This window comes from Arthrobacter sp. TE12232 (assembly GCF_054062615.1).
In genome coordinates, this window is record NZ_JBSSFK010000001.1 from 3593815 (window position 1) to 3619614 (window position 25800).

At 63.3% G+C, this 25800-nt stretch carries 37 protein-coding genes; 33 read left to right on the forward strand and 4 right to left on the reverse strand.

Features of this window, described 5'->3' with window-relative positions; genetic code table 11:
- The first annotated feature begins 25 nt into the window (after positions 1 to 25).
- Positions 26 to 1216, forward strand: coding sequence for an elongation factor Tu (tuf, locus tag ACVWZ7_RS16065; protein ID WP_116765100.1), 1191 nt, complete (start codon positions 26 to 28; stop codon positions 1214 to 1216).
- Positions 1217 to 1347: 131 nt separating this feature from the next.
- Positions 1348 to 1470 (forward strand): hypothetical protein, encoded by a 123-nt coding sequence (locus tag ACVWZ7_RS16070; protein ID WP_344368216.1) that lies wholly within the window; start codon positions 1348 to 1350, stop codon positions 1468 to 1470.
- 24 nt (positions 1471 to 1494) lie between these two features.
- On the opposite strand, the gene ACVWZ7_RS16075 is transcribed toward ACVWZ7_RS16070, so the two are convergent.
- Positions 1495 to 2928, reverse strand: a complete 1434-nt coding sequence (locus tag ACVWZ7_RS16075; RefSeq protein WP_456508447.1) for a GH1 family beta-glucosidase — start codon at positions 2926 to 2928, stop codon at positions 1495 to 1497.
- Positions 2929 to 3326: 398 nt separating this feature from the next.
- Between ACVWZ7_RS16075 and rpsJ the strand changes: the two genes are divergently transcribed.
- The 23 genes from rpsJ to map all read left to right on the forward strand — a co-directional run bounded on the left by rpsJ (position 3327) and on the right by map (position 16559).
- The gene (gene rpsJ, locus ACVWZ7_RS16080; protein WP_003803825.1) at positions 3327 to 3635 is read left to right on the forward strand and encodes a 30S ribosomal protein S10; all 309 of its coding nucleotides are present in this window, start codon (positions 3327 to 3329) and stop codon (positions 3633 to 3635) included.
- A 17-nt stretch (positions 3636 to 3652) separates the two neighbouring features.
- Positions 3653 to 4303 (forward strand): 50S ribosomal protein L3, encoded by a 651-nt coding sequence (gene rplC / locus ACVWZ7_RS16085; protein ID WP_003803812.1) that lies wholly within the window; start codon positions 3653 to 3655, stop codon positions 4301 to 4303.
- A gap of 4 nt (positions 4304 to 4307) precedes the next feature.
- Positions 4308 to 4928 (forward strand): 50S ribosomal protein L4, encoded by a 621-nt coding sequence (rplD, locus tag ACVWZ7_RS16090; RefSeq protein WP_090575302.1) that lies wholly within the window; start codon positions 4308 to 4310, stop codon positions 4926 to 4928.
- Positions 4925 to 5230 (forward strand): 50S ribosomal protein L23, encoded by a 306-nt coding sequence (gene rplW, locus ACVWZ7_RS16095; RefSeq protein ID WP_018773664.1) that lies wholly within the window; start codon positions 4925 to 4927, stop codon positions 5228 to 5230. The genes rplD and rplW overlap by 4 nt, the downstream gene beginning before the upstream one ends.
- Before the next feature lie 29 nt (positions 5231 to 5259).
- Entirely contained in the window at positions 5260 to 6099 is an 840-nt protein-coding gene (gene rplB, locus ACVWZ7_RS16100) for a 50S ribosomal protein L2 (RefSeq protein WP_091251982.1), read from the forward strand.
- A 12-nt stretch (positions 6100 to 6111) separates the two neighbouring features.
- On the forward strand, positions 6112 to 6393 hold the full coding sequence (gene rpsS, locus ACVWZ7_RS16105; protein WP_018773666.1) for a 30S ribosomal protein S19: 282 nt from the start codon (positions 6112 to 6114) through the stop codon (positions 6391 to 6393).
- A gap of 38 nt (positions 6394 to 6431) precedes the next feature.
- Positions 6432 to 6797, forward strand: a complete 366-nt coding sequence (gene rplV, locus ACVWZ7_RS16110) for a 50S ribosomal protein L22 (protein WP_003803798.1) — start codon at positions 6432 to 6434, stop codon at positions 6795 to 6797.
- Positions 6798 to 7634 (forward strand): 30S ribosomal protein S3, encoded by an 837-nt coding sequence (rpsC, locus tag ACVWZ7_RS16115; protein ID WP_091251983.1) that lies wholly within the window; start codon positions 6798 to 6800, stop codon positions 7632 to 7634.
- A complete protein-coding gene (gene rplP, locus ACVWZ7_RS16120) occupies positions 7635 to 8051 on the forward strand; it encodes a 50S ribosomal protein L16 (RefSeq protein ID WP_018773668.1) in 417 nt (138 codons plus the stop codon).
- Positions 8052 to 8053: 2 nt separating this feature from the next.
- Positions 8054 to 8383 (forward strand): 50S ribosomal protein L29, encoded by a 330-nt coding sequence (rpmC, locus tag ACVWZ7_RS16125; RefSeq protein WP_066436863.1) that lies wholly within the window; start codon positions 8054 to 8056, stop codon positions 8381 to 8383.
- Positions 8380 to 8688 carry a 30S ribosomal protein S17 gene (rpsQ, locus tag ACVWZ7_RS16130; RefSeq protein WP_091251984.1) on the forward strand — a complete coding sequence of 103 codons (309 nt, stop codon included), beginning with the start codon at positions 8380 to 8382 and terminating at the stop codon, positions 8686 to 8688. The genes rpmC and rpsQ overlap by 4 nt, the downstream gene beginning before the upstream one ends.
- A 553-nt stretch (positions 8689 to 9241) precedes the next feature.
- On the forward strand, positions 9242 to 9610 hold the full coding sequence (gene rplN, locus ACVWZ7_RS16135) for a 50S ribosomal protein L14 (protein WP_003803789.1): 369 nt from the start codon (positions 9242 to 9244) through the stop codon (positions 9608 to 9610).
- A 3-nt stretch (positions 9611 to 9613) separates the two neighbouring features.
- Positions 9614 to 9973: a 50S ribosomal protein L24 gene (gene rplX / locus ACVWZ7_RS16140; RefSeq protein ID WP_024366125.1), complete on the forward strand. Its 360-nt coding sequence runs from the start codon at positions 9614 to 9616 to the stop codon at positions 9971 to 9973.
- Positions 9973 to 10554, forward strand: a complete 582-nt coding sequence (gene rplE / locus ACVWZ7_RS16145; RefSeq protein ID WP_018773672.1) for a 50S ribosomal protein L5 — start codon at positions 9973 to 9975, stop codon at positions 10552 to 10554. The genes rplX and rplE overlap by 1 nt, the downstream gene beginning before the upstream one ends.
- Before the next feature lie 94 nt (positions 10555 to 10648).
- The gene (rpsH, locus tag ACVWZ7_RS16150) at positions 10649 to 11047 is read left to right on the forward strand and encodes a 30S ribosomal protein S8 (RefSeq protein ID WP_056425243.1); all 399 of its coding nucleotides are present in this window, start codon (positions 10649 to 10651) and stop codon (positions 11045 to 11047) included.
- An 18-nt stretch (positions 11048 to 11065) separates the two neighbouring features.
- Positions 11066 to 11602 (forward strand): 50S ribosomal protein L6, encoded by a 537-nt coding sequence (rplF, locus tag ACVWZ7_RS16155; protein WP_116765096.1) that lies wholly within the window; start codon positions 11066 to 11068, stop codon positions 11600 to 11602.
- 2 nt (positions 11603 to 11604) lie between these two features.
- Positions 11605 to 11988 (forward strand): 50S ribosomal protein L18, encoded by a 384-nt coding sequence (gene rplR / locus ACVWZ7_RS16160; protein ID WP_091251989.1) that lies wholly within the window; start codon positions 11605 to 11607, stop codon positions 11986 to 11988.
- Positions 11989 to 12014: 26 nt separating this feature from the next.
- Positions 12015 to 12695: a 30S ribosomal protein S5 gene (rpsE, locus tag ACVWZ7_RS16165; RefSeq protein ID WP_202615727.1), complete on the forward strand. Its 681-nt coding sequence runs from the start codon at positions 12015 to 12017 to the stop codon at positions 12693 to 12695.
- Position 12696: 1 nt separating this feature from the next.
- Complete coding sequence (gene rpmD / locus ACVWZ7_RS16170) at positions 12697 to 12903, forward strand: 50S ribosomal protein L30 (RefSeq protein ID WP_056626615.1); 207 nt, start codon at positions 12697 to 12699, stop codon at positions 12901 to 12903.
- A complete protein-coding gene (rplO, locus tag ACVWZ7_RS16175) occupies positions 12904 to 13395 on the forward strand; it encodes a 50S ribosomal protein L15 (RefSeq protein ID WP_091251994.1) in 492 nt (163 codons plus the stop codon). It abuts the gene before it with no gap.
- Positions 13396 to 13581: 186 nt separating this feature from the next.
- Positions 13582 to 14892, forward strand: a complete 1311-nt coding sequence (gene secY / locus ACVWZ7_RS16180; protein WP_116765094.1) for a preprotein translocase subunit SecY — start codon at positions 13582 to 13584, stop codon at positions 14890 to 14892.
- 5 nt (positions 14893 to 14897) lie between these two features.
- A complete protein-coding gene (locus ACVWZ7_RS16185; RefSeq protein WP_456509124.1) occupies positions 14898 to 15467 on the forward strand; it encodes an adenylate kinase in 570 nt (189 codons plus the stop codon).
- Positions 15468 to 15731: 264 nt separating this feature from the next.
- Positions 15732 to 16559, forward strand: a complete 828-nt coding sequence (gene map / locus ACVWZ7_RS16190; RefSeq protein ID WP_116765092.1) for a type I methionyl aminopeptidase — start codon at positions 15732 to 15734, stop codon at positions 16557 to 16559.
- A gap of 87 nt (positions 16560 to 16646) precedes the next feature.
- Here the strand turns inward: map and ACVWZ7_RS16195 are convergent, their stop codons facing one another.
- From ACVWZ7_RS16195 to ACVWZ7_RS16205, 3 genes are all read right to left on the reverse strand, one after another.
- Positions 16647 to 17993, reverse strand: coding sequence for an ABC transporter substrate-binding protein (locus ACVWZ7_RS16195; RefSeq protein ID WP_456508448.1), 1347 nt, complete (start codon positions 17991 to 17993; stop codon positions 16647 to 16649).
- 99 nt (positions 17994 to 18092) lie between these two features.
- Positions 18093 to 18944: a carbohydrate ABC transporter permease gene (locus ACVWZ7_RS16200; protein WP_456509125.1), complete on the reverse strand. Its 852-nt coding sequence runs from the start codon at positions 18942 to 18944 to the stop codon at positions 18093 to 18095.
- Between the two features lie 125 nt (positions 18945 to 19069).
- The gene (locus ACVWZ7_RS16205) at positions 19070 to 20020 is read right to left on the reverse strand and encodes a carbohydrate ABC transporter permease (protein ID WP_202615726.1); all 951 of its coding nucleotides are present in this window, start codon (positions 20018 to 20020) and stop codon (positions 19070 to 19072) included.
- A gap of 281 nt (positions 20021 to 20301) precedes the next feature.
- Here ACVWZ7_RS16205 and ACVWZ7_RS16210 point away from each other — a divergent pair, with 281 nt between their 5' ends.
- The 8 genes from ACVWZ7_RS16210 to ACVWZ7_RS16245 all read left to right on the forward strand — a co-directional run bounded on the left by ACVWZ7_RS16210 (position 20302) and on the right by ACVWZ7_RS16245 (position 25762).
- The gene (locus tag ACVWZ7_RS16210; protein WP_456508449.1) at positions 20302 to 21393 is read left to right on the forward strand and encodes a P1 family peptidase; all 1092 of its coding nucleotides are present in this window, start codon (positions 20302 to 20304) and stop codon (positions 21391 to 21393) included.
- Positions 21394 to 21581: 188 nt separating this feature from the next.
- On the forward strand, positions 21582 to 21803 hold the full coding sequence (infA, locus tag ACVWZ7_RS16215; protein ID WP_009358723.1) for a translation initiation factor IF-1: 222 nt from the start codon (positions 21582 to 21584) through the stop codon (positions 21801 to 21803).
- 69 nt (positions 21804 to 21872) lie between these two features.
- Positions 21873 to 21986, forward strand: a complete 114-nt coding sequence (gene rpmJ / locus ACVWZ7_RS16220) for a 50S ribosomal protein L36 (RefSeq protein WP_009358722.1) — start codon at positions 21873 to 21875, stop codon at positions 21984 to 21986.
- A gap of 179 nt (positions 21987 to 22165) precedes the next feature.
- Positions 22166 to 22540 (forward strand): 30S ribosomal protein S13, encoded by a 375-nt coding sequence (rpsM, locus tag ACVWZ7_RS16225; RefSeq protein WP_003803743.1) that lies wholly within the window; start codon positions 22166 to 22168, stop codon positions 22538 to 22540.
- A 100-nt stretch (positions 22541 to 22640) separates the two neighbouring features.
- Positions 22641 to 23042, forward strand: coding sequence for a 30S ribosomal protein S11 (rpsK, locus tag ACVWZ7_RS16230; RefSeq protein ID WP_018773682.1), 402 nt, complete (start codon positions 22641 to 22643; stop codon positions 23040 to 23042).
- Between the two features lie 134 nt (positions 23043 to 23176).
- On the forward strand, positions 23177 to 24187 hold the full coding sequence (locus ACVWZ7_RS16235; RefSeq protein WP_018773683.1) for a DNA-directed RNA polymerase subunit alpha: 1011 nt from the start codon (positions 23177 to 23179) through the stop codon (positions 24185 to 24187).
- A 77-nt stretch (positions 24188 to 24264) separates the two neighbouring features.
- Positions 24265 to 24840, forward strand: coding sequence for a 50S ribosomal protein L17 (rplQ, locus tag ACVWZ7_RS16240; protein ID WP_456508450.1), 576 nt, complete (start codon positions 24265 to 24267; stop codon positions 24838 to 24840).
- 31 nt (positions 24841 to 24871) lie between these two features.
- Positions 24872 to 25762, forward strand: a complete 891-nt coding sequence (locus tag ACVWZ7_RS16245) for a tRNA pseudouridine synthase A (protein WP_456508451.1) — start codon at positions 24872 to 24874, stop codon at positions 25760 to 25762.
- Positions 25763 to 25800: the final 38 nt, after the last annotated feature.

Consider the following 25800-nt stretch of genomic DNA (forward strand, 5'->3'; position numbering starts at 1 on the left):
TTTGAAAACGTTCTAGGAGGAACCTGTGGCAAAGGCAAAGTTCGAGCGGACTAAGCCGCACGTTAACATCGGTACCATTGGTCACGTTGACCACGGTAAGACGACGCTGACGGCCGCCATTTCCAAGGTGCTGTACGACAAGTACCCGACTCTCAACGAGAAGCGTGACTTCGCGTCGATTGACTCTGCACCCGAAGAGCGTCAGCGCGGCATTACCATCAACATCTCCCACGTTGAGTACCAGACCGAGAAGCGCCACTACGCACACGTAGACGCTCCGGGTCACGCTGACTACATCAAGAACATGATCACCGGCGCTGCTCAGATGGACGGTGCAATCCTCGTGGTTGCCGCCACTGACGGCCCGATGGCTCAGACCCGCGAGCACGTTCTGCTTGCCCGCCAGGTTGGCGTTCCCTACCTGCTGGTCGCGCTGAACAAGGCAGACATGGTTGATGACGAGGAACTCCTCGATCTCGTCGAAATGGAAGTTCGTGAGCTGCTCAGCTCGCAGGGCTTCGATGGCGATGAGGCTCCGGTTGTCCGCGTTTCCGGCCTGAAGGCCCTCGAAGGCGACCCGGTTTGGGTCAAGTCCGTTGAGGACCTCATGGCAGCTGTCGACGAGTCCGTTCCGGACCCGATCCGTGACCGTGACAAGCCCTTCCTGATGCCGATCGAAGACGTCTTCACGATCACCGGCCGTGGCACCGTTGTTACGGGCCGCGCCGAGCGTGGAACCCTCGCCATCAACTCCGAGGTCGAGATCGTCGGCATCCGCCCGGTCCAGAAGACCACGGTTACCGGTATCGAGATGTTCCACAAGCAGCTCGACGAAGCATGGGCCGGCGAGAACTGTGGCCTCCTGCTCCGCGGTCTGAAGCGCGACGATGTCGAGCGTGGCCAGGTTGTCGTCAAGCCGGGTTCCATCACCCCGCACACCGACTTCGAGGCTAACGTCTACATCCTCTCCAAGGACGAAGGCGGACGTCACAACCCGTTCTACTCCAACTACCGCCCGCAGTTCTACTTCCGCACCACGGACGTAACCGGCGTTATCACCCTGCCGGAAGGCACAGAAATGGTTATGCCCGGCGACAACACTGAGATGACCGTTGCGCTCATCCAGCCGATCGCTATGGAAGAGGGCCTCGGCTTCGCTATCCGCGAAGGCGGCCGCACCGTTGGTTCGGGACGCGTCACCAAGATCCTCAAGTAGTATTTGCTGATCACGGTTGACCTGGCCGGCTGACGGCCACGGAAAACCAGGGAACAGCCCCGCTGCATCTGCAGCGGGGCTGTTCTTTTTAAGTTCCTGCTACCTTTGCAGGTAGGGGAAAGGAGCTCACCATGGGCTGGTTCATTTTTCTGCTGCTTGTCGTCGGGGCAGCGGTCGCTTACTTCTGGGTGAAGAAGCACTTCCGCCGGGAGATCGAGCGTGCCAAGCGCATCAACCGGGCAAACCGCGAGTAGTAGTCTCCGGCCGCGCCGGCCTGTTTAGATGCTTCTTGGCCCCCGGGCCCGTGCGAGGGCCTGGTACCAGTAGTAGGACTCCTTCGGCGTGCGCTGCTGGGTGTCGAAGTCCACGTGCACCAGGCCGAAGCGCTGGGAGTAGCCGGCCGCCCACTCGAAGTTGTCCATGAGGGTCCAGACGTAGTAGCCGAGCAGTTCGACGTCGTGGGCTATGCCGCCGGCGGAGGTGGCTTCCACCGCCTCGCGAAGGTGCGCGGCGAGGTAGCTGATCCGCCCGGCGTCGGGAATAGGTCCCGTGACGCGGTCCGGTTCGGGGAAGCTCGCCCCGCTCTCGGTGATGAACAGCGGCGGCAGCGCCGCGCCGTACCGGTCCTTCAGCTCCCGGAGCAGGACTCCCAGGTGGTCCGGGGCCACCGGCCAGCCGAATCCCGTGTGCTCGTACTCCGGGAACGCGGCGAGGTGGAAGGGCACCTTCAGCATCGCCTCCGCGTCTCCGGTGGGGCTGTCGACGCCGCGGCCCGTGGCCACCCGCACGGGGTAGTAGTAGTTCAGGCCGTAGAAATCCAGCGGCTGGTGGATGGTGGCCAGATCCGCGTCGGGGATGCTCCGCAGCGAACGGAACCACGGCCGGGCGATCAGCGGCGGCCCGGGAAAGCGGCCCAGCAGGATCGGGTCGGCGTAGAGCCGGTTCAGCAGGAGGTCGAACACCCGGGCGAGCAGCCGGTCGGAGACGGAGCCGGAAGCCGGCCGGACCGGCGAGTGCAGGTTCGAGACGCCGACGGCGCCGCTGACGCCTTCCGCGCGCAGCGCCTGCACCGCCAGGCCGTGGCCAAGGAGCTGATGGTGCACAGACGGCAAGGCATCGAAGAGCAGGCCGTGGCCGGGCGCATGGGTGCCCAGGGCGTACCCGTTGAGAGTGACCGAAGCGGGCTCGTTCAGCGTGACCCACTGCGCCACACGATCGCCGAACCGCTTGCCGGCAGCCGCGCTGTACTCGGCAAACCGTTCCGCCGTCGTGCGGTTCATCCAGCCGCCCCGGTGCTCGAGGGGGAGCGGCGTATCCCAGTGATACAGCGTGGCCATGGGAGAGATGCCGGCGGCGAGCAGCTGGTCGATGAGTCGGTCATAGAAGTCCAGGCCGGCCGCATTGAAGGGCCCTGTCCCCTCGGGCTGGACCCGCGGCCAGGAGATCGAGAAGCGGTAGGAGTCGATTCCGAGCTCGCGCATGAGCCCGATGTCTTCGGCGGCGCGGTTATAGTGATCGCACGCGACGGCGGGGGAGTGCCCGTGCAGGATGTTCCCCGGCTTCTCGGCAAACGCGTCCCAGCCGGAGGGCCCGCGGCCGCCGGCGTCGAGGCCGCCCTCGATCTGGAAGGCAGCGGAGGCGACTCCCAGAGTGAACCCGGGCCTCAGGCGAGCGGCGAGGGCCTGAACTGAAACAGAATCCTGCACAGTCATGCCCCTATCATCTATTCGATGGCGGAAGAGGACAATGTCCGAACTGCCCCTTCATGGGGACTGATTCGCTTCTGCCCGCAAATTCCGGCATACTAGTTGAGTTGTTCAAGCGCTCTTTCGCGTCCCGATCCGGATAATGCCGGGTGACAGGGTCCAAGTAAGAGACCAAACATAACCCACTCCCCATGGAATTGCGGACTCGTATGTGTGAAAACGTGCGACACGCCCGACCGCGGGGGTCGGTTACGCCGGCAGGTTGAGGAACCCGGATTCTTCCGGATTCAGCTTGTGCGGCGGGTGGTAGTCACGACTTCAAATGCTTCGGCAGCCACACAACACGTAAGTGAACAGGGCAGCCCCAATCAGGGGAAGCACAGACTGAAAGAGAGTCAGGCGACATGGCGGGACAAAAAATCCGCATCCGGCTGAAGTCATACGACCACGAGGTCATTGACGTTTCAGCTCGGAAGATCGTTGAGACGGTCACGCGCGCAGGCGCAACGGTAGTCGGCCCCGTGCCGCTGCCGACGGAGAAGAACGTGTACTGCGTTATCCGCTCTCCGCACAAGTACAAGGACAGCCGCGAGCACTTCGAAATGCGCACGCACAAGCGTCTGATCGACATCATCGACCCCACGCCCAAGGCTGTTGACTCGCTCATGCGTCTCGACCTGCCGGCCGACGTGAACATCGAAATCAAGCTGTAGGGAGGTGCTGAGAGACTATGACCGCAACCCGTAACGTAAAGGGCCTGCTGGGCACGAAGCTCGGCATGACCCAGGTCTGGGACGAGAACAACAAGCTCATCCCCGTCACTGTGGTCCAGGCTGACTCGAACGTCATCACGCAGCTGCGCAACGCAGAAACTGATGGCTATGTCGCCGTTCAGATCGGCTACGGCCAGATCGATCCCCGCAAGGTCACCAAGCCGCTGGCTGGTCACTTTGAAAAGGCAGGCGTCACGCCTCGCCGCCACGTCGTAGAACTGCGCACTGCAGATGCTGACTCTTACGAGCTGGGCCAGGAGCTCTCCGTAGAGCTCTTCGAAGCCGGCCAGAAGATCGACGTCGTTGGCACCACCAAGGGTAAGGGCTTCGCCGGTGTTATGAAGCGTCACGGCTTCCACGGCGTTGGAGCTTCCCACGGTGCCCACAAGAACCACCGTAAGCCCGGTTCAATCGGTGGCGCATCCACCCCGAGCCGCGTCTTCAAGGGCATGAAAATGGCCGGCCGCATGGGCGCCGTTCGTCACACCACGCTGAACCTCACGGTCCACGCGGTTGACGTCGAGAAGTCGCTGCTCCTGATCAAGGGCGCCGTTCCCGGTGCCCGCGGCCAGGTCGTACTCGTACGCACCGCCGTGAAGGGAGCCTAGTTCAATGACTAGCACTGTCAAGGTTGACCTGCCTGCAGAGATCTTCGACGTACAGACCAACGTGCCGCTGCTGCACCAGGTCGTCGTTGCCCAGCTCGCTGCTGCTCGCCAGGGTACCCACAAGACCAAGACCCGCGCCGAAGTTTCCGGTGCAGGTCGCAAGCCGTTCAAGCAGAAGGGCACCGGCCGCGCCCGTCAGGGTTCCATCCGTGCTCCTCACATGACCGGTGGTGGCGTTGTCCACGGCCCCACGCCGCGTGACTACAGCCAGCGCACTCCCAAGAAGATGATTGCTGCTGCACTGCGCGGCGCACTCTCGGACCGTGCCCGCAACGGCCGCGTCCACGTCATCGCTGACCTGGTTGCCGGCTCCAAGCCGTCCTCCAAGGAAGCACTGGCAACCCTGCGCGGAGTTTCCGAGCGCAAGAACCTGCTCGTTGTCATTGAGCGCGCCAACGATGTTGCTGCACTGTCCGTGCGCAACCTCGAGGAAGTTCACGTTCTGTACGCAGACCAGCTGAACACCTACGACGTTCTCGTTTCCGACGACGTAGTCTTCACCAAGGCTGCCTACGAAGCATTTGTTGCTGACAAGGTCGCAAAGAACGAGGAGGATGCCAAGTGAGTGCAGCCACCATCAAAGACCCGCGCGACGTCGTGCTTGCACCCGTCGTCTCGGAAAAGAGCTACGGCCTGATCGACGAGGGCAAGTACACCTTCCTGGTGGACCCCCGCTCGAACAAGACCGAGATCAAGCTGGCCGTGGAGAAGATTTTCTCCGTCAAGGTCGAATCGATCAACACCATCAACCGTGCCGGTAAGCGCAAGCGCACCAAATTCGGCTGGGGTACCCGCAAGAACACCAAGCGTGCCATTGTGAGCCTCAAAGAAGGCACTATCGACATCTTCGGCGGTCCGCTTTCATAGCGGAGACCACTTTAACGAGGAAATAAATTATGGGAATCCGTAAATACAAGCCGACTACCCCGGGCCGTCGTGGCTCGAGCGTAGCGGACTTCACTGAAATCACGCGGTCGACGCCGGAAAAGTCGTTGGTACGTCCCCTCCCGAAAAAGGGTGGCCGTAACAACACCGGTAAGATCACGACCCGTCACAAGGGTGGTGGACACAAGCGCCAGTACCGTCTGATCGACTTCCGTCGCCACGACAAGGACGGCGTCAACGCCCGCGTTGCCGAAATCGAGTACGACCCGAACCGTACGGCTCGCATCGCACTCCTGCACTATGTTGATGGCACCAAGCGTTACATCATCGCCCCGAACAAGCTGTCCCAGGGCGACTTCGTAGAGGCCGGCGCCGACGCTGACATCAAGCCGGGCAACAACCTGCCGCTGCGCAACATCCCCGTCGGTACCGTTATCCACGCAGTCGAACTGCGTCCGGGTGGCGGCGCCAAGATGGCCCGTTCCGCTGGCGCTTCTGTTCAGCTCGTCGCCAAGGAAGGCCGTTTCGCCCAGCTGCGTCTGCCTTCCGGCGAAATCCGCAACGTTGACGTGCGCTGCCGCGCAACCGTCGGCGAGGTCGGCAACGCTGAGCAGTCGAACATCAACTGGGGCAAGGCCGGCCGTATGCGGTGGAAGGGCGTTCGCCCGACCGTCCGTGGTGTCGCCATGAACCCGGTTGACCACCCGCACGGTGGTGGTGAAGGTAAGACCTCCGGTGGTCGTCACCCGGTCAACCCCAACGGTAAGCCTGAGGGCCGCACCCGCCGCCCCAACAAAGAGAGCGACAAGCTTATTGTTCGTCGCCGTCGTACTGGCAAGAACAAGCGATAGGAGCCTGGACACATGCCACGCAGCCTGAAAAAAGGTCCTTTCGTTGACCAGCACCTCTTTGTGAAGGTAGCCAGGGAAAACGAAAAGGGCACCAAGAACGTCATCAAGACCTGGTCCCGCCGTTCGATGATCGTCCCCGACATGCTCGGCCACACGATCGCCGTGCACGACGGACGCAAGCACATCCCCGTGTTTGTCACTGAGTCGATGGTCGGGCACAAGCTCGGCGAATTCGCTCCCACGCGGACATTCCGCGGCCATGTCAAGGACGACCGTAAGGGCAAGCGCCGCTAGGCGCCTGCACTTACGTCAAAGACGAGAGAAGGAAAGCAATGGAAGCCAAGGCAATTGCGCGTCACATCCGCGTAACGCCTATGAAGGCCCGGCGCGTCGTCAACCTTGTTCGTGGTAAGCAAGCGAATGAGGCTCTGGCAATTCTGAAGTTTGCCCCCCAGGCAGCTTCGGAGCCGGTATTCAAGGTAGTTCAGTCGGCAATCTCCAACGCCCGGGTCCTCGCGGACCGCGACGGCGTGGCGTTTGACGAAGGTGACCTCATCATCAGCGAAGCGTTTGTTGATGAAGGCCCGACCATGAAGCGGTTCCAGCCGCGAGCTCAGGGTCGTGCATTTCAGATCAAGAAGCGCACGAGCCACATCACCGTGGTAGTCGCTACCCCGGAGAAAGAGGAGGCTCGCTAAGTGGGACAGAAAGTTAACCCGCACGGGTTCCGACTCGGCATCACCACCGATCACGTATCGCACTGGTTTGCTGACAGCACCAAGGCTGGCCAGCGGTACAAGGACTTCGTTCGCGAAGACATCCGCATCCGCCAGCTCATGTCCACGGGCATGGAACGCGCCGGCATCGCCAAGGTCGAAATCGAGCGCACCCGCGACCGTGTCCGCGTGGACATCCACACGGCACGTCCGGGCATCGTCATCGGCCGCCGCGGCGCTGAAGCAGACCGCATCCGCGGCGAGCTCGAAAAGCTCACCGGCAAGCAGGTTCAGCTGAACATCCTCGAGGTCAAGAACCCCGAGATGGAAGCCCAGCTTGTTGCCCAGGGCGTTGCTGAGCAGCTGACTTCCCGCGTGGCGTTCCGCCGCGCGATGAAGAAGGCCATGCAGTCCGCACAGCGTGCCGGTGCCAAGGGCATCCGTATCGCTTGCTCCGGTCGTCTGGGCGGCGCTGAAATGTCCCGCTCGGAGTTCTACCGCGAAGGCCGTGTGCCCCTGCACACCCTGCGTGCGAACATCGACTACGGCTTCTACGAGGCCAAGACCACCTTCGGCCGCATTGGCGTGAAGGTCTGGATCTACAAGGGCGACGTCACCGCCAAGGAACTGGCTCAGCAGGCAGCTGCTGCTCCGTCCCGCGGCCGTGGTGCCAGCGACCGCCCGGGCCGCCCGGGTGGCGCTGACCGTGGTGACCGCCGTCGTCGTAACGACCGCCCGGCAGCTGAGGCAGCACCCGCTGCCGCCGAAGCTCCGGCAGTTGAGGCAGCTGCACCGGCAGTAGAAGGAGGACAGGCTTAAATGCTTATCCCACGTCGAGTAAAGCACCGTAAGCAGCACCACCCGGGTCGTTCCGGCGCTGCTACGGGCGGCACCCAGGTCTCCTTCGGTGAGTGGGGCATCCAGGCTCTGAGCCCTGCCTACGTCACGAACCGTCAGATCGAATCTGCCCGTATCGCGATGACCCGCCACATCAAGCGTGGCGGAAAGGTCTGGATCAACATTTACCCGGACCGTCCGCTGACGAAGAAGCCTGCCGAAACCCGCATGGGTTCCGGTAAGGGGTCTCCGGAATGGTGGGTCTCAAACGTCAAGCCGGGCCGGGTTCTCTTCGAACTCTCCGGTGTCAGTGAAGAGGTAGCTCGCGAGGCCCTGCGCCTGGCAATCCACAAGCTGCCGTTGAAGGCACGCATTGTGCGTCGCGAAGGTGGTGAGTAGAAATGGCAGTAGGATCCAAGGAACTTGCATCCGCACAGCTGGACGGTTTCGACAACGAGCGTCTCGTTGAAGAACTCCGCAAGGCCAAGGAAGAGCTGTTCAACCTGCGTTTCCAGTCCGCCACCGGTCAGCTGGAGAACCACGGTCGTCTGCGTGCGGTAAAGAAGGACATCGCCCGCATCTACACCGTTCTCCGCGAACGCGAGCTGGGCATTCGTGCCGAGGTTGCCGCACCGGTTGTGGAAGCCAAGGAAGAGAAGAAGTCCAAGAAGGCTGCAACCAAGAAGGCCGAGAAGGCTGAAACGGTTGAAACCGAGGAGGATGCCAAGTGAGTGAAAAGGACGAGAACGTGACGGAAACTGTTTCCGGCGCAGCCAAGGCTGACGAGCGCGGTTACCGTAAGACGAAGCGCGGCTACGTCGTCTCGGACAAGATGGAAAAGACCATCGTTGTCCAGGTCGAAGACCGCGTGAAGCACGCCCTCTACGGCAAGGTCATCCGCCGCAACGCCAAGATCAAGGCTCACGACGAAGAGAACAGCGCCGGCATCGGCGACCTCGTGCTCCTCGCCGAGACCCGCCCGCTGTCCGCTACCAAGCGGTGGCGCCTGGTCGAGATCCTCGAAAAGGCCAAGTAACACCTGCAGCTTTGCTGCCTGTGCTACAGCTGAAGCCCTCGTTCCCCTTTGGGGGAGCGGGGGCTTCCGCGTTGTCGGGGAAATCTTGGGGGCCGCGGCTCGCGGTGCCACGGGCAGCAGGCTTTCACGAAGCGTACGACGGCGGCGGCCGGGTTTCCGGGGGAGCGCGGCGGCCGGCGGGCCAAAAGCTTGTCCTGCGTGACGCCGTCGGGCGCTGCCGTGCTCTGCTGCCCGGGCGGCGCTGTGATGGGCTGTGTTTGAAGGGCGAAGCTGTGATATGGGGATTCGCCGAAAACGTGCTAAGATTTTGAGTTTGTATGGCGCCTTTTGCGCGCCGTCATCAACCTCGTAAACAATCGTGCCACGGCATAGTGCCCCCTTGCGCCCCGATCCGTCGGAACCGCCTGGGAAGCAAATGTTTTTGGCACGGGCGTTTAGGCCTGGTCTGGCAAAATCCAGGCAGGTCAAGAGACACCCCGATCAACCGTTCCGCAAGGCTCATTCCGTAGGAAGATTTTCGGTCTGAGAACCAGCGCGACGCAAGGAGTAAATAGTGATTCAGCAGGAGTCGCGACTCAAGGTCGCCGACAACACGGGTGCTAAGGAAATCCTTACCATTCGCGTTCTCGGTGGATCTGGCCGTCGCTACGCAGGCATTGGCGACGTAATCGTCGCTACCGTCAAGGACGCAATTCCGGGCGGCAACGTAAAGAAGGGCGACGTCGTCAAGGCTGTCATCGTCCGTACCAAGAAGGAACGCCGCCGTGCGGATGGTTCCTACATCAAGTTTGACGAGAACGCAGCCGTCATCCTGAAGAACGACGGTGACCCCCGCGGTACCCGTATCTTCGGACCGGTTGGTCGTGAACTTCGCGACAAGAAGTTCATGAAGATCGTTTCTCTGGCTCCGGAGGTGCTCTAGTCCATGGCTAAGATCAAAAAGGGTGACCTCGTTCAGGTCATCACTGGCGCCAAGGCTGAGCGCGGCGGCGACAAGGGCAAGCAGGGCAAGGTTCTGCGCGTATTCCCCGAGACCAACCGCGTGCTGGTCGAAGGCATTAACCGCGTAACCAAGCACACCAAGGTCGGTCAGTCGCAGCGCGGCACCAAGACCGGTGGCATCGAGGTCGTCGAGGCTTCGATCCACATCTCCAACGTGGCTCTGGTTGACCCGTCCACCAAGAAGCCCACCCGCGTCGGTTTCCGCACCGAGACCGTTGAACGCGATGGCGTGAAGCGTGAAGTGCGCGTCCGCGTGGCCAAGAGCTCAGGGAAGGACATCTAATGACTGAGACTCTCGAGACTCCGGCAAGCAAGATCGTTCCTCGTCTGAAGACCAAGTACGCCGATTCCATCAAGAACACGCTGACTGAGGAATTCAAGTACCAGAACGTCAACCAGGTTCCCCGCCTGGTCAAGGTCGTTGTGAACATGGGTGTTGGAGATGCCGCCAAGGACTCCAAGCTGATCGACGGCGCTGTCCGCGATCTCACCCTGATCACCGGCCAGAAGCCGCAGGTAACCAAGGCACGCAAGTCGATCGCACAGTTCAAGCTGCGCGAAGGCATGCCGATCGGTGCGCACGCGACTCTGCGTGGCGACCGTATGTGGGAATTCCTGGACCGTCTGGTCACGCTGGCACTGCCGCGTATCCGCGACTTCCGTGGCCTCAGTGGCAAGCAGTTCGACGGCAACGGCAACTACACCTTCGGTCTGACCGAGCAGGTTATGTTCCACGAAATCGACCAGGATTCCATCGACCGCGTACGCGGCATGGACATCACTGTCGTGACCACTGCCAAGACTGACGACGAAGGCCGCGCGCTGCTCAAGGCGCTTGGCTTCCCGTTCAAGACCGAAGACTAATCTAGCTACGTAAAAGGTCCGGCCTCGCTGTTTCCGGTTTATTTTCGGAAATGCAGCGTGGCGGAAACCGTTATGAGGAAGGGCAAGAGCCCACATGACAATGACAGATCCCGTCGCAGACATGCTTACGCGTCTGCGCAACGCTAACTCGGCATACCACGACTCCGTGTCCATGCCGTACAGCAAGCTCAAGGCACGCGTTGCCGACATCCTGAAGGCTGAAGGTTACATCGCCTCCTGGAAAGAAGAAGACGCTGAGGTTGGCAAGAAGCTGACCCTCGAGCTCAAGTTCGGTCCGAACCGCGAGCGTTCAATCGCTGGCGTTCGTCGTATTTCCAAGCCGGGACTGCGCGTTTACGCAAAGTCCACCAACCTGCCGCACGTGCTCGGTGGCCTGGGTGTCGCAATCCTGTCCACCTCTTCCGGCCTCTTGACTGACAAGCAGGCCGGCAAGAAGGGCGTGGGCGGCGAAGTCCTCGCTTACGTCTGGTAACGGGAAAGGAAGAGAATAATGTCACGTATTGGACGTCTCCCCATCACCGTTCCTGCCGGCGTTGAGGTCAAGGTTGACGGCTCTGTCGTCAGCGTCAAGGGTTCCAAAGGCGAGCTGAGCCACACTGTGCCCAGCCCGATCGAGGTTTCCCTGGAAGATGGCACCCTGACTGTCGCCCGCCCGAACGACGAGCGCGCCTCACGTTCGCTGCACGGCCTGACCCGCACCCTGATCGCCAACATGATCCAGGGTGTCACCGCAGGCTACGAGAAGAAGCTTGAGATTGTCGGTACCGGTTACCGCGTCCAGGCCAAGGGTTCTGACCTGGAGTTCGCTCTGGGCTTCAGCCACCCCGTCAACGTCTCGGCACCGAACGGCATCACCTTTGCAGTTGAGACCCCGACCAAGCTCTCTGTTTCAGGTATCTCCAAGCAGCAGGTCGGCGAGGTTGCTGCCAACATTCGCAAGCTGCGGAAGCCGGACCCCTACAAGGGCAAGGGCATCCGTTACGCAGGCGAAGTCATCCGCCGCAAGGTCGGAAAGGCTGGTAAGTAACCATGGCGATCGCAATTAACAAGAAGCGTACGAACAAGAGCAAGTCTGCCCAGCGCAGCCGCCGCCAGCTTCGTATCCGCAAGCGCATCTCCGGTACGGCTGTACGCCCGCGTCTGGTCGTCAACCGTTCCGCACGTCACGTATTCGTCCAGGTTGTCGATGACACCAAGGGCCTGACCGTGGCAAGCGCCTCCACGTTGGAAGCCGATCTTCGTGCATTCGACGGTGACAAGACCGCCAAGGCCAAGCGCGTTGGCGAGCTCGTCGCCGAGCGTGCCAAGGCTGCCGGTATCGAAGCAGTTGTCTTCGACCGCGGTGGTAACAAGTACCACGGCCGCATCGCCGCCGTCGCTGACGGTGCACGTGAAGGTGGGCTGTCACTGTGACCGAAAATAACGAAAAGGACATTCAGGTGACTGAAGCTGTAGCTGCTCCGGCAACTGAGACCGCTGCGCCTGCGACCGCCGATGACCGCCGTGGTGGCGCTCGTCGTGGCGAGCGTGGCGACCGCGGCCAGGGCCGTGGCGACCGTGGCGGCCGTGGTGGCCGCGACGGCGGCCGCGAGGCCGAGAAGAGCCAGTTCGTAGAGCGCGTCGTAACCATCAACCGCGTTTCCAAGGTCGTCAAGGGTGGTCGTCGCTTCAGCTTCACCGCCCTCGTCGTCGTCGGTGACGGCAACGGTATGGTCGGCGTCGGCTACGGCAAGGCTAAGGAAGTTCCTGCCGCAATCGCGAAGGGCGTTGAAGAAGCCAAGAAGTCCTTCTTCCGCGTTCCCCGCATCGGCAGCACCATCCCGCACCGCGTACAGGGTGAGGCCGCCGCAGGCGTCGTCATGCTGCGTCCGGCGTCCGCCGGTACCGGTGTTATCGCCGGCGGTCCGGTCCGTGCAGTACTGGAGTGCGTGGGCATCCACGACATCCTCTCCAAGTCGCTCGGATCTTCCAACGCCATCAACATCGTGCATGCGACTGTTGACGCGCTGAAGCGCCTTGAAGAGCCGGCAGCAGTGGCAGCACGCCGCGGCCTCCCGCTCGACGAGATCGCTCCGCCGGCAATGGTGAAGGCGCTTTTGAACCAGAAGGCAGGTGTCTGAGTTGGCTAAGAACCTGATTCCCTCCGACGCTCAGTTGGAGATCACTCAGATCAAGTCCGCCATTGGCGGCAAGCAGAACCAGCGCGACACCCTTCGGTCCCTCGGCCTGAAGCGGATCGGACACACCGTTGTCCGCACCGCCGACGCCGTGACCGTCGGAATGCTCAACACGGTTCCGCACCTGGTAAAGGTAGAGGAGGCGAAGTAAATGGCAGAGAAGAACACCGCCGAAAAGGCACAGGGCGCCGCTGAAAAGCAGAACGCACTGAAGGTTCACCACCTGCGTCCCGCCCCGGGTGCCAAGACCGCCAAGACCCGTGTTGGTCGTGGTGAAGGTTCCAAGGGTAAGACCGCCGGTCGCGGTACCAAGGGTACGAAGGCCCGCTACCAGATCAAGGCTGGCTTTGCCGGCGGCCAGCTGCCGCTGCACATGCGCCTGCCGAAGCTGCGCGGCTTCAAGAACCCGTTCCGGGTTGAGTACCAGGTTGTAAACCTGGACAAGCTCAACGAGCTGTTCCCGGAAGGTGGCGCAGTCACCGTGGAGAACCTGGTCGAAAAGGGTGCCGTTCGCAAGAACCAGCCCGTCAAGGTGCTGGGCACCGGCGACATCACCGTCAAGGTTGACGTCACCGCCCACGCATTCTCGGCCAGTGCCGCTGAAAAGATTGCCGCAGCAGGCGGAAGCACCACCGCCCTCTAAGGAGGCGGCGGGGCAGTTGCCCGTTGTTGAAACTCCCGGTACCAGGGGCTCAGGCCACCGGTGCCGGGAGTTTTTTCACTTTCCGGGCCCCGCCGATTGTTCGCCGGACGCATCCACCCGTTAGACTCGGTTGTTGGGTTTATTTGACCTGTCTCACACGACTTTACTTATTACTCAGGAGGACGCTTGCTTAGCGCATTTGGCCGGGCCTTTCGCACGCCTGATCTGCGACGCAAGTTGTTGTTCACGCTGGGAATCATCACAATCTTCCGCTTGGGTGCATTCATCCCCTCGCCTGGTGTGAGCTACCAGAATGTCCAGCAATGCTTGCAGAACGGTCAGACCTCGGGCGGGATCTACCAGCTCGTCAACCTGTTCAGCGGCGGTGCATTGCTGCAGGTGTCCATCTTTGCCCTCGGCATCATGCCCTACATCACGGCGAGCATCATCGTCCAGCTGCTCCGGGTGGTCATTCCCCGCTTCCAGCAGCTGTACGAGGAGGGTGCATCCGGCCAGTCCAAGCTGACCCAGTACACCCGCTATCTCACCATCGCCCTCGGCCTGCTCAACGCCACGACGCTGGTGTCGCTGGCCCGCTCCGGCCAGCTGCTGCCGAACTGCCAGCTGCCCATCATCCCGGACAGCTCCATCGTCACCACAGTGCTCATCATCATCACACTGACGGCCGGTACGGGCCTCATCATGTGGATGGGTGAGCTCGTGACGGAAAAGGGGGTCGGCAACGGCATGTCGCTGCTGATCTTCACCTCCATCGCAGCCGGCTTCCCGGGCTCGCTCGGTGCGATCTGGAAGGCCCAGGGCCCCGGCACCTTCTTCCTGGTCCTGATCATCGGCCTGCTCACCGTGGCCCTGGTGGTCTTCGTGGAGCAGTCCCAGCGCCGGATCCCGGTGCAGTACGCCAAGCGCATGATCGGACGCCGCACCGTCGGTGGAACCAGCACCTACATCCCCATCAAGGTGAACATGGCCGGCGTCGTGCCCGTCATCTTCGCCTCGTCCATGCTGTACCTGCCGGGGCTGATCGCACAGTTCAACCAGCCCAAGGCCGGCGAGCAGATGCAGCCCTGGGTTGAGTGGATCAACAACAACCTGACCAAGGGTGACCACCCGATCTATATGTTGCTGTATTTCGCCATGATTGTGTTTTTCACCTACTTCTATGTTGCGATTACATTCAACCCCGAAGAGGTCTCGGACAACATGAAGAAGTACGGTGGCTTCATTCCGGGCATCCGCGCCGGCAAGCCGACCGCGGATTATCTTCAGTACGTCCTATCCCGGATCACCCTGCCCGGAGCCTTCTACCTTGGCTTCGTGGCACTGATCCCGCTGGTTGCACTGGTTCTGATCAACGCTAACCAGAACTTCCCGTTCGGCGGCACCTCGATCCTGATCATGGTGGGCGTCGGTCTGGAGACCGTAAAGCAGATTGATGCGCAACTACAGCAACGTCACTACGAAGGGCTTTTGCGATGACGAGAATGTTGATTATCGGACCTCCCGGCTCCGGCAAGGGAACGCAGGCGGAACGCATTTCGGAGCGCCTCGGCGTCGTTGCGATCTCCACGGGAGACATCTTCCGCGCCAACGTCAAGGGTGAGACGCCGCTGGGCGTCGAAGCCAAGAAGTACATGGACGCCGGCGACTTCGTTCCGGACAGCGTCACCAACAAGATGGTGCGCGACCGCCTCAGCGAGGACGACGTCGAGCCCGGCTTCCTGCTGGACGGTTACCCGCGCACCACCGCGCAGGTGGACTACCTCGACGCGATCCTGGCCGACGGCGACCAGAAGCTCGACGTCGTCCTGCAGCTGACCGCGGACGATGAAGAACTGGTCAAGCGGCTTCTGGGCCGTGCCAAGGAAACCGGCCGCAGCGACGACAACGAAGGCGTTATCCGTCACCGGCTGGACCTGTACCACGGCCAGACCGAACCCGTTGTGCAGAAGTATGCCGAGTGCGGCATCCTGACCCAGGTGGACGGCATCGGCGGCATTGATGAAGTCACCGAGCGAGTCATGGAAGCGATCAAGTCGGCCCAGACCGCCTGATCCGCTCCTGCTGCTCCCGAAGGGCGCGTCCCGTACCACGTGTACAGGACGCGCCCTTCGGCGTTTGCTGGCGCCAGCAAGCCGGCAGGGGAGTCCGCGTGCGGGGGAGCCGGCGGCGGTGGCCGCCCTGCCGCCCGCGGCGCCTCCGTTCCAGACCGCCGCGGCCGTGCGGGAGAATAGAGCTTGAAGACTTGAACTGATGACCCGTAGTGGAGGCCCGGGCGGAAACCCGCCCGGGCCGCGAGATGAAGCACTGAGGTAGAGATGGCATTCGGCCAGCCCCGCATTGAATACAAGACCAACGCCCAGATGCGCACCATGCATGAGGCCGGGCTTGTCCTGAGCCGGGCACTGGATGCCGCGGTTGCCGCGGCCGCCCCGGGCGTCACCACCGCCCGGCTGGACGAGGTGTTCGCCGCCGTCCTCCAGGACGCCGGCGCCAAGTCCAACTTCCTCGGCTATCACGGCTTCCCGGCCACCATCTGCACCTCGGTAAATGAGGAAGTGGTCCACGGCATCCCCGGCAGCCGGGTCCTGGCCGACGGCGACATCATCTCGATCGACGGCGGCGCGATCGTGGACGGCTGGCACTCCGATTCCGCCCGGACCGTGATTGTCGGCACCCCCGATCCCGAAGACGTGCGCCTGTCCGAGGTCACAGAGGAAGCCATGTGGCGGGGCATCGCCGCGCTGGCGACCGGCAAGTTCGTCGGCGACATCGGCAACGCCGTCGACGACTACGTCTCCTCGGTGCCGGGCAAGCCGCTGGGCATTCTCGAGGACTACGTGGGCCACGGCATCGGCTCCGAGATGCACATGGCCCCGGACGTCCTGAACTACCGCACCGGCCACCGCGGGCCGAAGATCCGCCCCGGACTGTGCCTGGCAATCGAGCCCATGCTGGTCCGCGGCAGCATCGACACCGCCGTGCTCGACGACGACTGGACGGTGGTCACCACGGACGGCAAGCGCTCCTGCCAGTGGGAGCACTCCGTGGCCGTCCACGACAAGGGCATCTGGGTCCTCTCGGCGCCGGACGGCGGAGCGGCGAAACTGGCCCCGCTCGGCGTCGTACCCGTCCCGATTCCCTGACCCACTTAACGCAACTAGCTCGCAGCAGGGGCCGTTATGAGTGCTCAAAACGGCCGCTGCTGCGAGCTAGTTGGGAGGGGCGCGCCGTTAGCTGGTGAGCTTCGGCTTCACGTCCTTGGTGTAGATCCCCTCGAGGGTCGTCTTGAGCCCGGCCATGGTGGCCTTGACGTCGCCCTGCTGGGTGAGGATTGCGGCGGCGGCCTTGGCCATCTCCTGGTCCGCGCCGGGCAGGAACACCCGGGCGTTGTCCTGGACCCGGGTCACGGCGAGCTGGTCCATGGCGGTCTTGATCTGCGGGGTCTTGGCCAGCACGGCCCCCATGTCGGCCGACAGGCGGGTGGGCATGTAGCCGGTGGCCGCGGAGAATGCCGCCGTGTTTTCCGGTTCGGTCATGAACTTCAGGAACGTGGCCGCCGCGAGCTGGACTTCCTTGCTGACACCGCTGGGAATGCCGAGCCCGGCCCCGCCCGTGGGGCAGACGCCGCTTTCGGCCTTCGGGCCGCCCGGTAGATAGCCGACCCCCACGTTGAACTTGGCGGACTTCAGGACGCCGAGGAGCGATCCGGTGGAGGAGATGGTGGTCGAGGTGATGCCCGCGGCAAAGTCGTCCGCGGCTTCCTTCGAAGAGACCCCGGCCCACTTGTCCTTGTAGATCGAGTCCTGGGCCCACTGCAGTGCGGCGACGGACTCGGCGGAATCGCAGGTGACGGTCCAGCCGTCAGACCAGCTGCCGCCCCAGCCCCACAGGTTGTTCTGCAGGGTCCAGCCCGCGTAGCCGGCCAGCGCCGGGTAGATGTAGGCGTACTGCGCGCCGGAGCTGGCCTTGAGCTTGGGCGCCCAGTCGCCGAACTCCTGCCAGGTCTTGGGCGCGCGGTCCGGCAGTCCCGCGGCCTTGAAGTGGTCCTTGTTGTAGTAGAACAGCGGGGTGGAGCGTCCGTAGGGGAGCGCCCACTGCTTGCCGGCGTACTGGTAGTCCGCAACCAGTGACTTCTGGAAGTCATCCACCTTGATGTCGAGCTGCTTGACCAGGCCGTCGAGGGGAATGATGTTGCCGTTGGTGAAGTAGCGGAACCACCAGACGTCCGAGAGGACCACGAGGCCGGGCAGCGCTGACTTGGCGGCCTGGGAGGTCTGGAACTTCTGCGCGATTTCCTCGTAGTTGGCGCCTGCGGTCACGAGGTTGACCTTGATGTCCGGGAACTTCGCGTGGAACTTGTCGATCACGGACTGTTCCACGTCCTGGGACTTGCCCGGGTGGTTGGTCCAGAAATCGAACGATGCGGCCGGCTTGACGCCGCTGAAGTCGATCTCGGCTGCGCCGGTGGCGGCAGGAGTGCCGGCCGTCGACGGGCCGCCGCAAGCGGCCAGTGCTGCTGCTCCTGCGCTGGCGCCGGCCAGCCCCAGGAAATGCCGGCGGTGAAGGTTGATTGCCACGGTGGATCCTCTCAAAGGTACGGACTCGTTGGTTCTGATGACGGAGATAGTGGGCGCGCGTCGAGCGGGCGTGAGGGGGGATGGTGGTCGCGGGCCGCGTCAGCCCGTGACGCTGCCCTGCGTGAGGCCGGCGACGATATAGCGCTGCAGTGCGGCGAAGACCAGCAGGATCGGCACGATCACCAGGACGGCGCCGGCCATGAGGATGCCCCAGCCGGAGCCGTTGCCCTCGGAGTTCTGCAGCAGCGTCAGGCCGACGGGGAGGGTCATGGTTTCGGGCCGGTCCGTGATGATGAGCGGCCAGATGTAGTCGTTCCACTCGCTGACCACGGTTACCAGGGCAACTGTGGCGATCGAAGGAACGGAGACCGGCGCCACGACCTGCCACAGCCGGCGCCAGTGGCCGGCGCCGTCGATTTCCGCCGCCTCGAGGATGGACCCGGGCAGCGTCCGGAAATGCTGGCGCAGCAGGAACGTGCCGAAGGCGGTGCCGAGTCCCGGCAGGATGATGCCCCACAAGGTGTTCTTGCCGCCCATCCCGGCGATCAGGATGTAATTGGGCAGGATGGACACCTGCGGGGGGACCATGAGGGCCACGAGGATCAGCACGAAGATGGCGTTCTTGAACGGGAAGCGGACAAACACGAGGGCGTAGGCGGTCAGGATCGCCAGGATCACCTTGACGGTGGAGCCCACGGCGGTGACGATCAGGCTGTTCATGAAGAACTGCCCGAACGGAACCGTGGTCATGGCCGTCCTGTAGTTCTCCAGGTCCACGCTGTCCGGCAGGAGCTTCAGATCCATGGTGATGATCTCGCCCGGCTGCTTGAAGGAGCTCAGGAGCATCCACAGCAGGGGCAGGAACACCACCAGGGTGGCCAGGATCAGCGGGAGGTAGCCGCCGGCGATCGTCTGGACCAGGTTGGCGCGGGAGAAAGGCGCCGGGCGCAGGGGCGGTGCTTCGGCGACGGCGCCCTCGGGTGCCGCTGCCTCACCGGGTTCCGCGGCTCCTCCTGCACCGGGAGCGGGGGAGTCGCCGGTGGTGGCGGGATCGGGGCTGACAGGCGAGAGCGTGCTCACGAGTAGTGCACCTTCCGTTCGACGAACCGCAACTGGAGGACGGTGATGATGAGCAGGATTGCGAAGAGGACCACCGAGATGGCGGCCGAATAGCCGGCCCGGTTGAAGGCGCCGAAGGCCTGCAGATAGGCCTCATAGATCAGGGTGCTGGTGCCATTGCCCAGCGGCGTCATGATCCGGATCAGGTCAAAGGCCTGCAGCGAACTCAGCATGGTGGTGATGAGCAGGAAGAACGTGGTGGGCGAGAGCAGCGGCAGGGACATGTTCACAAACCGCCGGAAGCCGTTGGCGCCGTCCAGGGCGGCCGCTTCCATGACGTCCTGCGGCAGCGACTGCAGGCCGGCCAGGAACACCACCGCGCAGTAGCCGAGGTTCTTCCAGACGTAGACCAGGATCACCATGACCAGCGACAGCTGGGGATCGTTGATCCACTGCGGGCTCTGCTGGCCGATGCCGCGCAGCAGCCAGGCCAGGACCCCGTATCCGGGGTCGAAGATGAAGAGCCACACGAGCCCGACGCCGACGCCGCTCAGCACGTACGGCGCGAACACGGCGGAGCGGGCAAAGGTGGTCCCGCGCACTTTGGAGTTCAGCGCCAGGGCCACGAGGAGCCCCAGCGCCATGGACCCGCCGACCGTGACCAAAGTGAAGACGGCGGTGGTGCCCAGGACGTTCGCGGCATCGGGGCTCGTGAAGAACGTGATGTAGTTCCCGAGCCCCACTACGGTGGCGGACGCGGAACCGAGGGTCCAGTCCAACGTGGAGTAGTAGATGTTGTTGATCAGGGGCAGGTAGGTGAATACGGCGATCAGCGCGAGGTTCGGGAGCGCCAGGGCCAGGAAGACGAAGAAATCCCGGCGGGTTCGGCCGGACCAGCGGGGTCGCCGCGGGCTGGCCTTCCCGGCCTCCGCAACGGCGGGCGGCCGGTCAGTCAATAGTCTGGTCATTCGGGTCTCTAACGGATCCGGGCCGGCCGAAGGGCAGGCAGGTGGGCGGGGGACCTGACTCACTCCACCACATGCCTGACGGGCGAAATCCCGAATCCGGGCTGTCCCGGAGATTGTTGCTCGAGGCTTCCAAATCCGTTCACGCAGCGTTCGCCGAAGGATTGCATAACATTTGTTTTGGACGCCGGATCAACCCAACTGACTCGCACTTGCGGCCGTTATGAGCCCCCAAAACGGCCCCTGCTGCGAGTCAGTTGGGCTGGGGGGCGCACAATGGAGCCATGAAAGCAACGGGAGCGATTACCGACGTCGCCGGGATCCGGGTAGGCCATGTGCAGAAGTCCGACGACGGCTGGCTGAGCGGGGTGACGGTGGTTCTCCCGCCGCCCGGCACAGTGGGCTCGGTGGATGTCCGCGGCGGCGGCCCCGGAACGCATGAGACGGACGCCCTGGATCCCACCACGCTGTCCTCCACCGTGGACGCCGTCGTCCTGACCGGGGGGAGCGCCTTTGGCCTCGCGGCGGCGCACGGCGCCCAGCGCTGGTGCGAGGAGAACGGCCGCGGCTTCGCCGTCCCCGGCGGGCTTGTCCCGATCGTCCCGGCCGCCGCGATCTTCGACCTCGGCCGCGGCGGTGATTTCACCGCACGCCCCGGCGACGCCATGGGCTACGCGGCCACGGCAGCTGCCGGGGCCCAAGTCAACGGCCACGACGTCGACCGAGGCAACGTCGGTGCCGGCACAGGAGCAGCAATCGGCCGTGGCACCTACAAAGGCGGAGTTGGAACCGCCTCCATCACCCTAGACAGTGGCGTTGTTGTAGCGGCGCTGGCGGTGGTCAACGCGCTGGGACTCCCATTCATCGCACTGCCCCAGCAGGCGGAACCCGGCAGCGTGCGTCTAAGCTGGGGCCACGACGGCGGGGTTCCCTCGCCGAGCTTGCGAGGCGAGGGGGCCGGTGGGGACGAAGGAGCGAGCACGCAGAGGGTTTCGGCTGTTGGGGACGAAGGTGAGGCCGAAGCCGCAGGCTACGGTCCTGGCGCTACAGCCCCGCCGCTCAACACGACGCTCGTCGTCGTCGCCACTGATGCCGTCCTGGACAAGTCCGAATGCAAGCGCACAGCCTCGGCGGCCCATGCAGGATTGGCCCGGGCGTTGAATCCAAGCCATACCCTTGCCGACGGTGACACCGTGTTCGCGCTGGCGACCGGCGCCGTCGCACTGGACCGCAGCACCGCGGCGGCCCGCCAGATCAGCCTCATTACGCTGCAGAGCGCGGCAGCCGACGTCGTGCGCCTCGCGATCCTCGACGGGATCGAACGGGCGGAGGCAGTGACGACGCCGGCGGGGACGCTAGGTGCGTACGGACGCTGAGTGCGCTACGATTGCTGGATTTAACTTCGGATTTAACAATCCCGCCGAAATGGCGTAGTGTTGACTGTTGGTTGTCTGCCCCGTTGTGCCCTTTTGTGGTCGGGTGGCACCAACCAATCAATCAAAAACGTCCGCGGTCATGGCCGGTGCAAACCGGGAGGCTGCGGCAACAACAGTTAGCGGAGGGTATGGCCAAGAAGGACGGGGTCATTGAGATCGAGGGCGTAGTGACCGAGGCGCTGCCTAACGCGATGTTTCGCGTTGAGCTCACCAACAAGCACATCGTTCTGGCACACATCTCTGGAAAGATGCGCCAGCACTACATCAGGATCCTCCCCGAGGACCGCGTAGTGGTGGAGCTGAGCCCTTACGACCTGACACGTGGTCGTATCGTCTACCGCTACAAGTAAACACTGGGCGGCCAGAGCAACAGCCGAAGGCCGGTCCAGCTGACCAACTGCAACACGCAAAGGAACGCCATGAAGGTCAAGCCGAGCGTCAAGCAGATCTGCGAAAAGTGCAAAGTGATCCGCCGTAATGGCCGGGTCATGGTGATCTGCGAGAACCCGCGCCACAAGCAGCGCCAGGGCTAATTTCCCTCTTCGGGAAAACCCTGGGTTGCTAACCCACGCAAGTAAATAGAAAAGGCAGCACAAGCTGAACTGGGACGTAATGGGCCCGGACAGCTAACCCCCGGTCGGAGGCTGGGGCCGCACTGAACGTGCGGGTGTACTGCCTACGACCTCCGGTTTATACAAGGAGCACTGCCACTATGGCTCGTCTCGCTGGCGTAGACATTCCCCGCGAAAAGCGGTTGGAAATTGCGCTTACTTACATCTACGGCGTGGGTAAGACCCGTGCACACGAAACCCTGGCTGCCACCGGCATCAGCGCTGACGTCCGGGTCAAGGACCTGACCGACGCACAGCTGGTCGAGCTGCGTGACTACATTGAAGGCAACTACAAGGTTGAGGGTGACCTTCGCCGCGAGGTAGCCGCTGACATCCGCCGCAAGGTTGAGATCGGCAGCTACGAAGGCCTGCGTCACCGCAAGGGCCTGCCCGTACGCGGACAGCGTACAAAGACCAACGCCCGTACCCGCAAGGGCCCGAAGCGTACCGTCGCCGGCAAGAAGAAGGCCCGCTAAACCCCATTTGCCCCTTTGTAACCGCTGACGCGGTTTCAAAGAACCCGGCAAATGAGGGAACAGCGAAGCTTTCCCCCAATAACTTTCTGTAGGAGAAAAAATGCCCCCGAAGACTCGTGGCGCGGTTCGCAAGCCGCGTAAGAAGGACAAGAAGAATATCGCGCTGGGCCAGGCGCACATCAAGAGCACCTTTAACAACACCATCGTGTCCATCACGGACCCGAACGGTGCTGTCATCTCCTGGGCTTCGTCCGGTGAGGTTGGCTTCAAGGGCTCGCGTAAGTCCACCCCGTTCGCTGCCCAGATGGCCGCCGAAGCCGCCGCAAAGCGTGCACAGGAGCACGGCATGCGCAAGGTTGACGTGTTCGTCAAGGGACCGGGTTCCGGACGCGAAACCGCCATCCGTTCGCTGCAGGCCGCTGGCCTCGAGGTTGGCTCCATCCAGGACGTCACCCCCAGCGCCCACAACGGCTGCCGTCCGCCGAAGCGCCGCCGCGTCTAAGGCTTTCCAACGCCCAGGAGCTTGCCCGGACCCTTACCGGTCCGGGCAAGCCCGGCCGCGTTAAGTCTTCAGACCGACTCTTTCCACCACCTGTGTTGCGTCATATAGCGGATGCTCGCCGAAAGGAAACCTAAGTGCTCATTGCACAGCGCCCCACCCTCTCCGAAGAGGTCGTCTCCGAAAACCGCTCCCGGTTCATCATCGAACCGCTTGAGCCGGGCTTTGGCTACACCCTCGGAAACTCCCTCCGTCGTACCCTGCTCTCCTCGATCCCTGGTGCCTCTGTCACGAGCATTCGGATCGATGGCGTGCTGCACGAGTTCACCACGGTTCCGGGTGTCAAGGAAGATGTCACTGAGATCATCCTGAACATCAAGAACCTGTCGGTTTCCTCCGAGCACGACGAGCCGGTTGTTGCTTACCTGCGCAAGCAGGGCCCGGGAGTCGTCACCGCCGCGGACATCGCTCCGCCGGCCGGCGTCGAATTCCACAACCCGGATCTGCACATTGCCACGCTGAACTCGAAGGGCAAGTTCGAGCTCGAACTGACCATCGAGCGCGGCCGCGGCTACGTTTCGGCAGCTCAGAACAAGTCCGGCGACTCCGAGATCGGCCGCATTCCGGTCGACTCGATCTACTCGCCGGTCCTGAAGGTTACTTTCCGCGTGGAAGCTACCCGTGTTGAGCAGCGCACTGACTTCGACAAGCTCATTGTCGACGTCGAGACCAAGCAGGCAATCGCTCCGCGCGACGCCGTTGCTTCGGCCGGCACCACCCTGGTGGAACTGTTCGGTCTGGCCCGCGAGCTGAACACCGCAGCTGAAGGTATCGAGATCGGCCCGTCGCCGACGGACGCTGCCCTGGCAGCCGACATGGCTCTGCCGATCGAGGATCTGGACCTGACGGTCCGTTCCTACAACTGCCTCAAGCGTGAGGGCATCCACACCGTGGGTGAACTCGTTGCCCGCTCCGAGGCTGACCTCATGGACATCCGCAACTTCGGTGCGAAGTCCATCGATGAGGTCAAGGCCAAGCTGGTCGAACTGGGTCTGTCCCTCAAGGACTCCCCTCCCGGTTTCGATCTGGCAGCACGTGCCGCAGCCATCGAAGAGGACGACGCCGCGTTCAGCGACGACGAGCTCTAACCAACAGATCTTGGCCGGCCGGCTGGATGCACCCTGGCGTGCGCAGCCCGACGGCTTCCATATGAGGAGAAACTATTATGCCTACCCCCGCTAAGGGTCCGCGCCTCGGAGGCGGAGCGGCTCACGAGCGTCTTATGCTCGCGAACCTGTCCGCCGCACTGTTCGAGCACAAGCGGATCACCACCACGGTGACCAAGGCCAAGCGCCTGAAGCCGTACGCTGAGCGCCTGGTGACTTTCGCCAAGCGTGGCGACCTCGCCTCCCGCCGTCGTGTACTCGGCCTGATCAGCAACAAGGGCGTCGTCCACGAGCTGTTCACCGACATTGCACAGGCAGTGGAGAACCGCGATGGCGGCTACACCCGCATCACCAAGATCGGCAACCGCAAGGGCGACAACGCTCCCATGGCTGTCATCGAACTGGTGCTCGAGCCGGTTTCCGCCAAGCAGGCCGTGGTAGCCGAGGCTACTTCCGCCGCGAAGCGCGATGCCGAGAAGAAGGACGCCGAGAAGGCTGAAGCCGCTCCGGTCGCCGAGACCGAAGCAGCTGAGACCGAAGAGGCTCCCGCTGCCGAGGCTCCCGAAGCTGAAGCTACCGAAGAGGCTCCGGCCGCTGAGGAAGCTGCCGCTGACTCCGAGAAGGACGCGAAGTAATTCGCCAAAACCTTCTTATAGACTTAAGTCTATGAACGAGCTCAAACCCGCTGCCCCCGTTTTGGGGGGCGGCGGGTTTTTGCGTATCCGGCTGGATTTGGCGTACGACGGCGGCCCCTTCAGCGGATGGGCCGTGCAGCCGGGGCTCCGCACCGTCCAAGGCATCCTGGAAGAGGCATTGACGTTGCTGGTCCGCCGGCCCGTGCGGGTCACGGTGGCCGGCCGGACCGACGCCGGCGTGCACGCGCGGGGACAGGTGGTCCACCTGGACCTCAGTGAAGCCGAGTGGCAGGGACTGAACCGCGGCGTTGAACTTGATCCCGCCGTCGCCCTGGTCCGACGCCTCCGCGGCGCCCTGAGCCGCGGGCTGGGGGACCTCAGCGGAGCGATCGAGGTCCACCGGGCCACGGTCGCGCCCGAAGGCTTCGACGCCCGGTTCTCCGCCCTCTGGCGCCGCTATTCCTACCGGATCGCGGACGGCCCCGCCCTGTGGGACCCGCTGGGCCGCTATTCGACCCTCTGGCACAAGAACCCGCTCGACGTCGGGCTGCTGAACGAGGGTGCCGTGCAGCTGCTCGGGCTGCAGGACTTCCGCTCCTACTGCAAGCCCCGCGAGGGCGCCACCACCATCCGCGAACTGCAGCGCTTTGAATTCGCGCGCGGCACCGACGGCGTCATTGTCGCCACCGTCCAGGCCGACGCGTTCTGCCACAACATGGTCCGCTCCCTGGTGGGCTCGGCCCTGTACGTGGGGGAAGGCGTGGAGGCTCCGGGGTGGCTATACGAGCGGCTCCTTGCCCGGCAGCGTGATGCCCGCTCGGTGCTGGCTGCCCCGCATCCGCTGGTGCTGGAGGAAGTGGCCTACCCGTCGGACAGCGGGTTGCTGGCCCGGGCCGAACTGACCAGGGCGCTGCGGGCGTAGAGGCCACCGGACTCCGGGTTCCTGTAAATCCGTCGAAA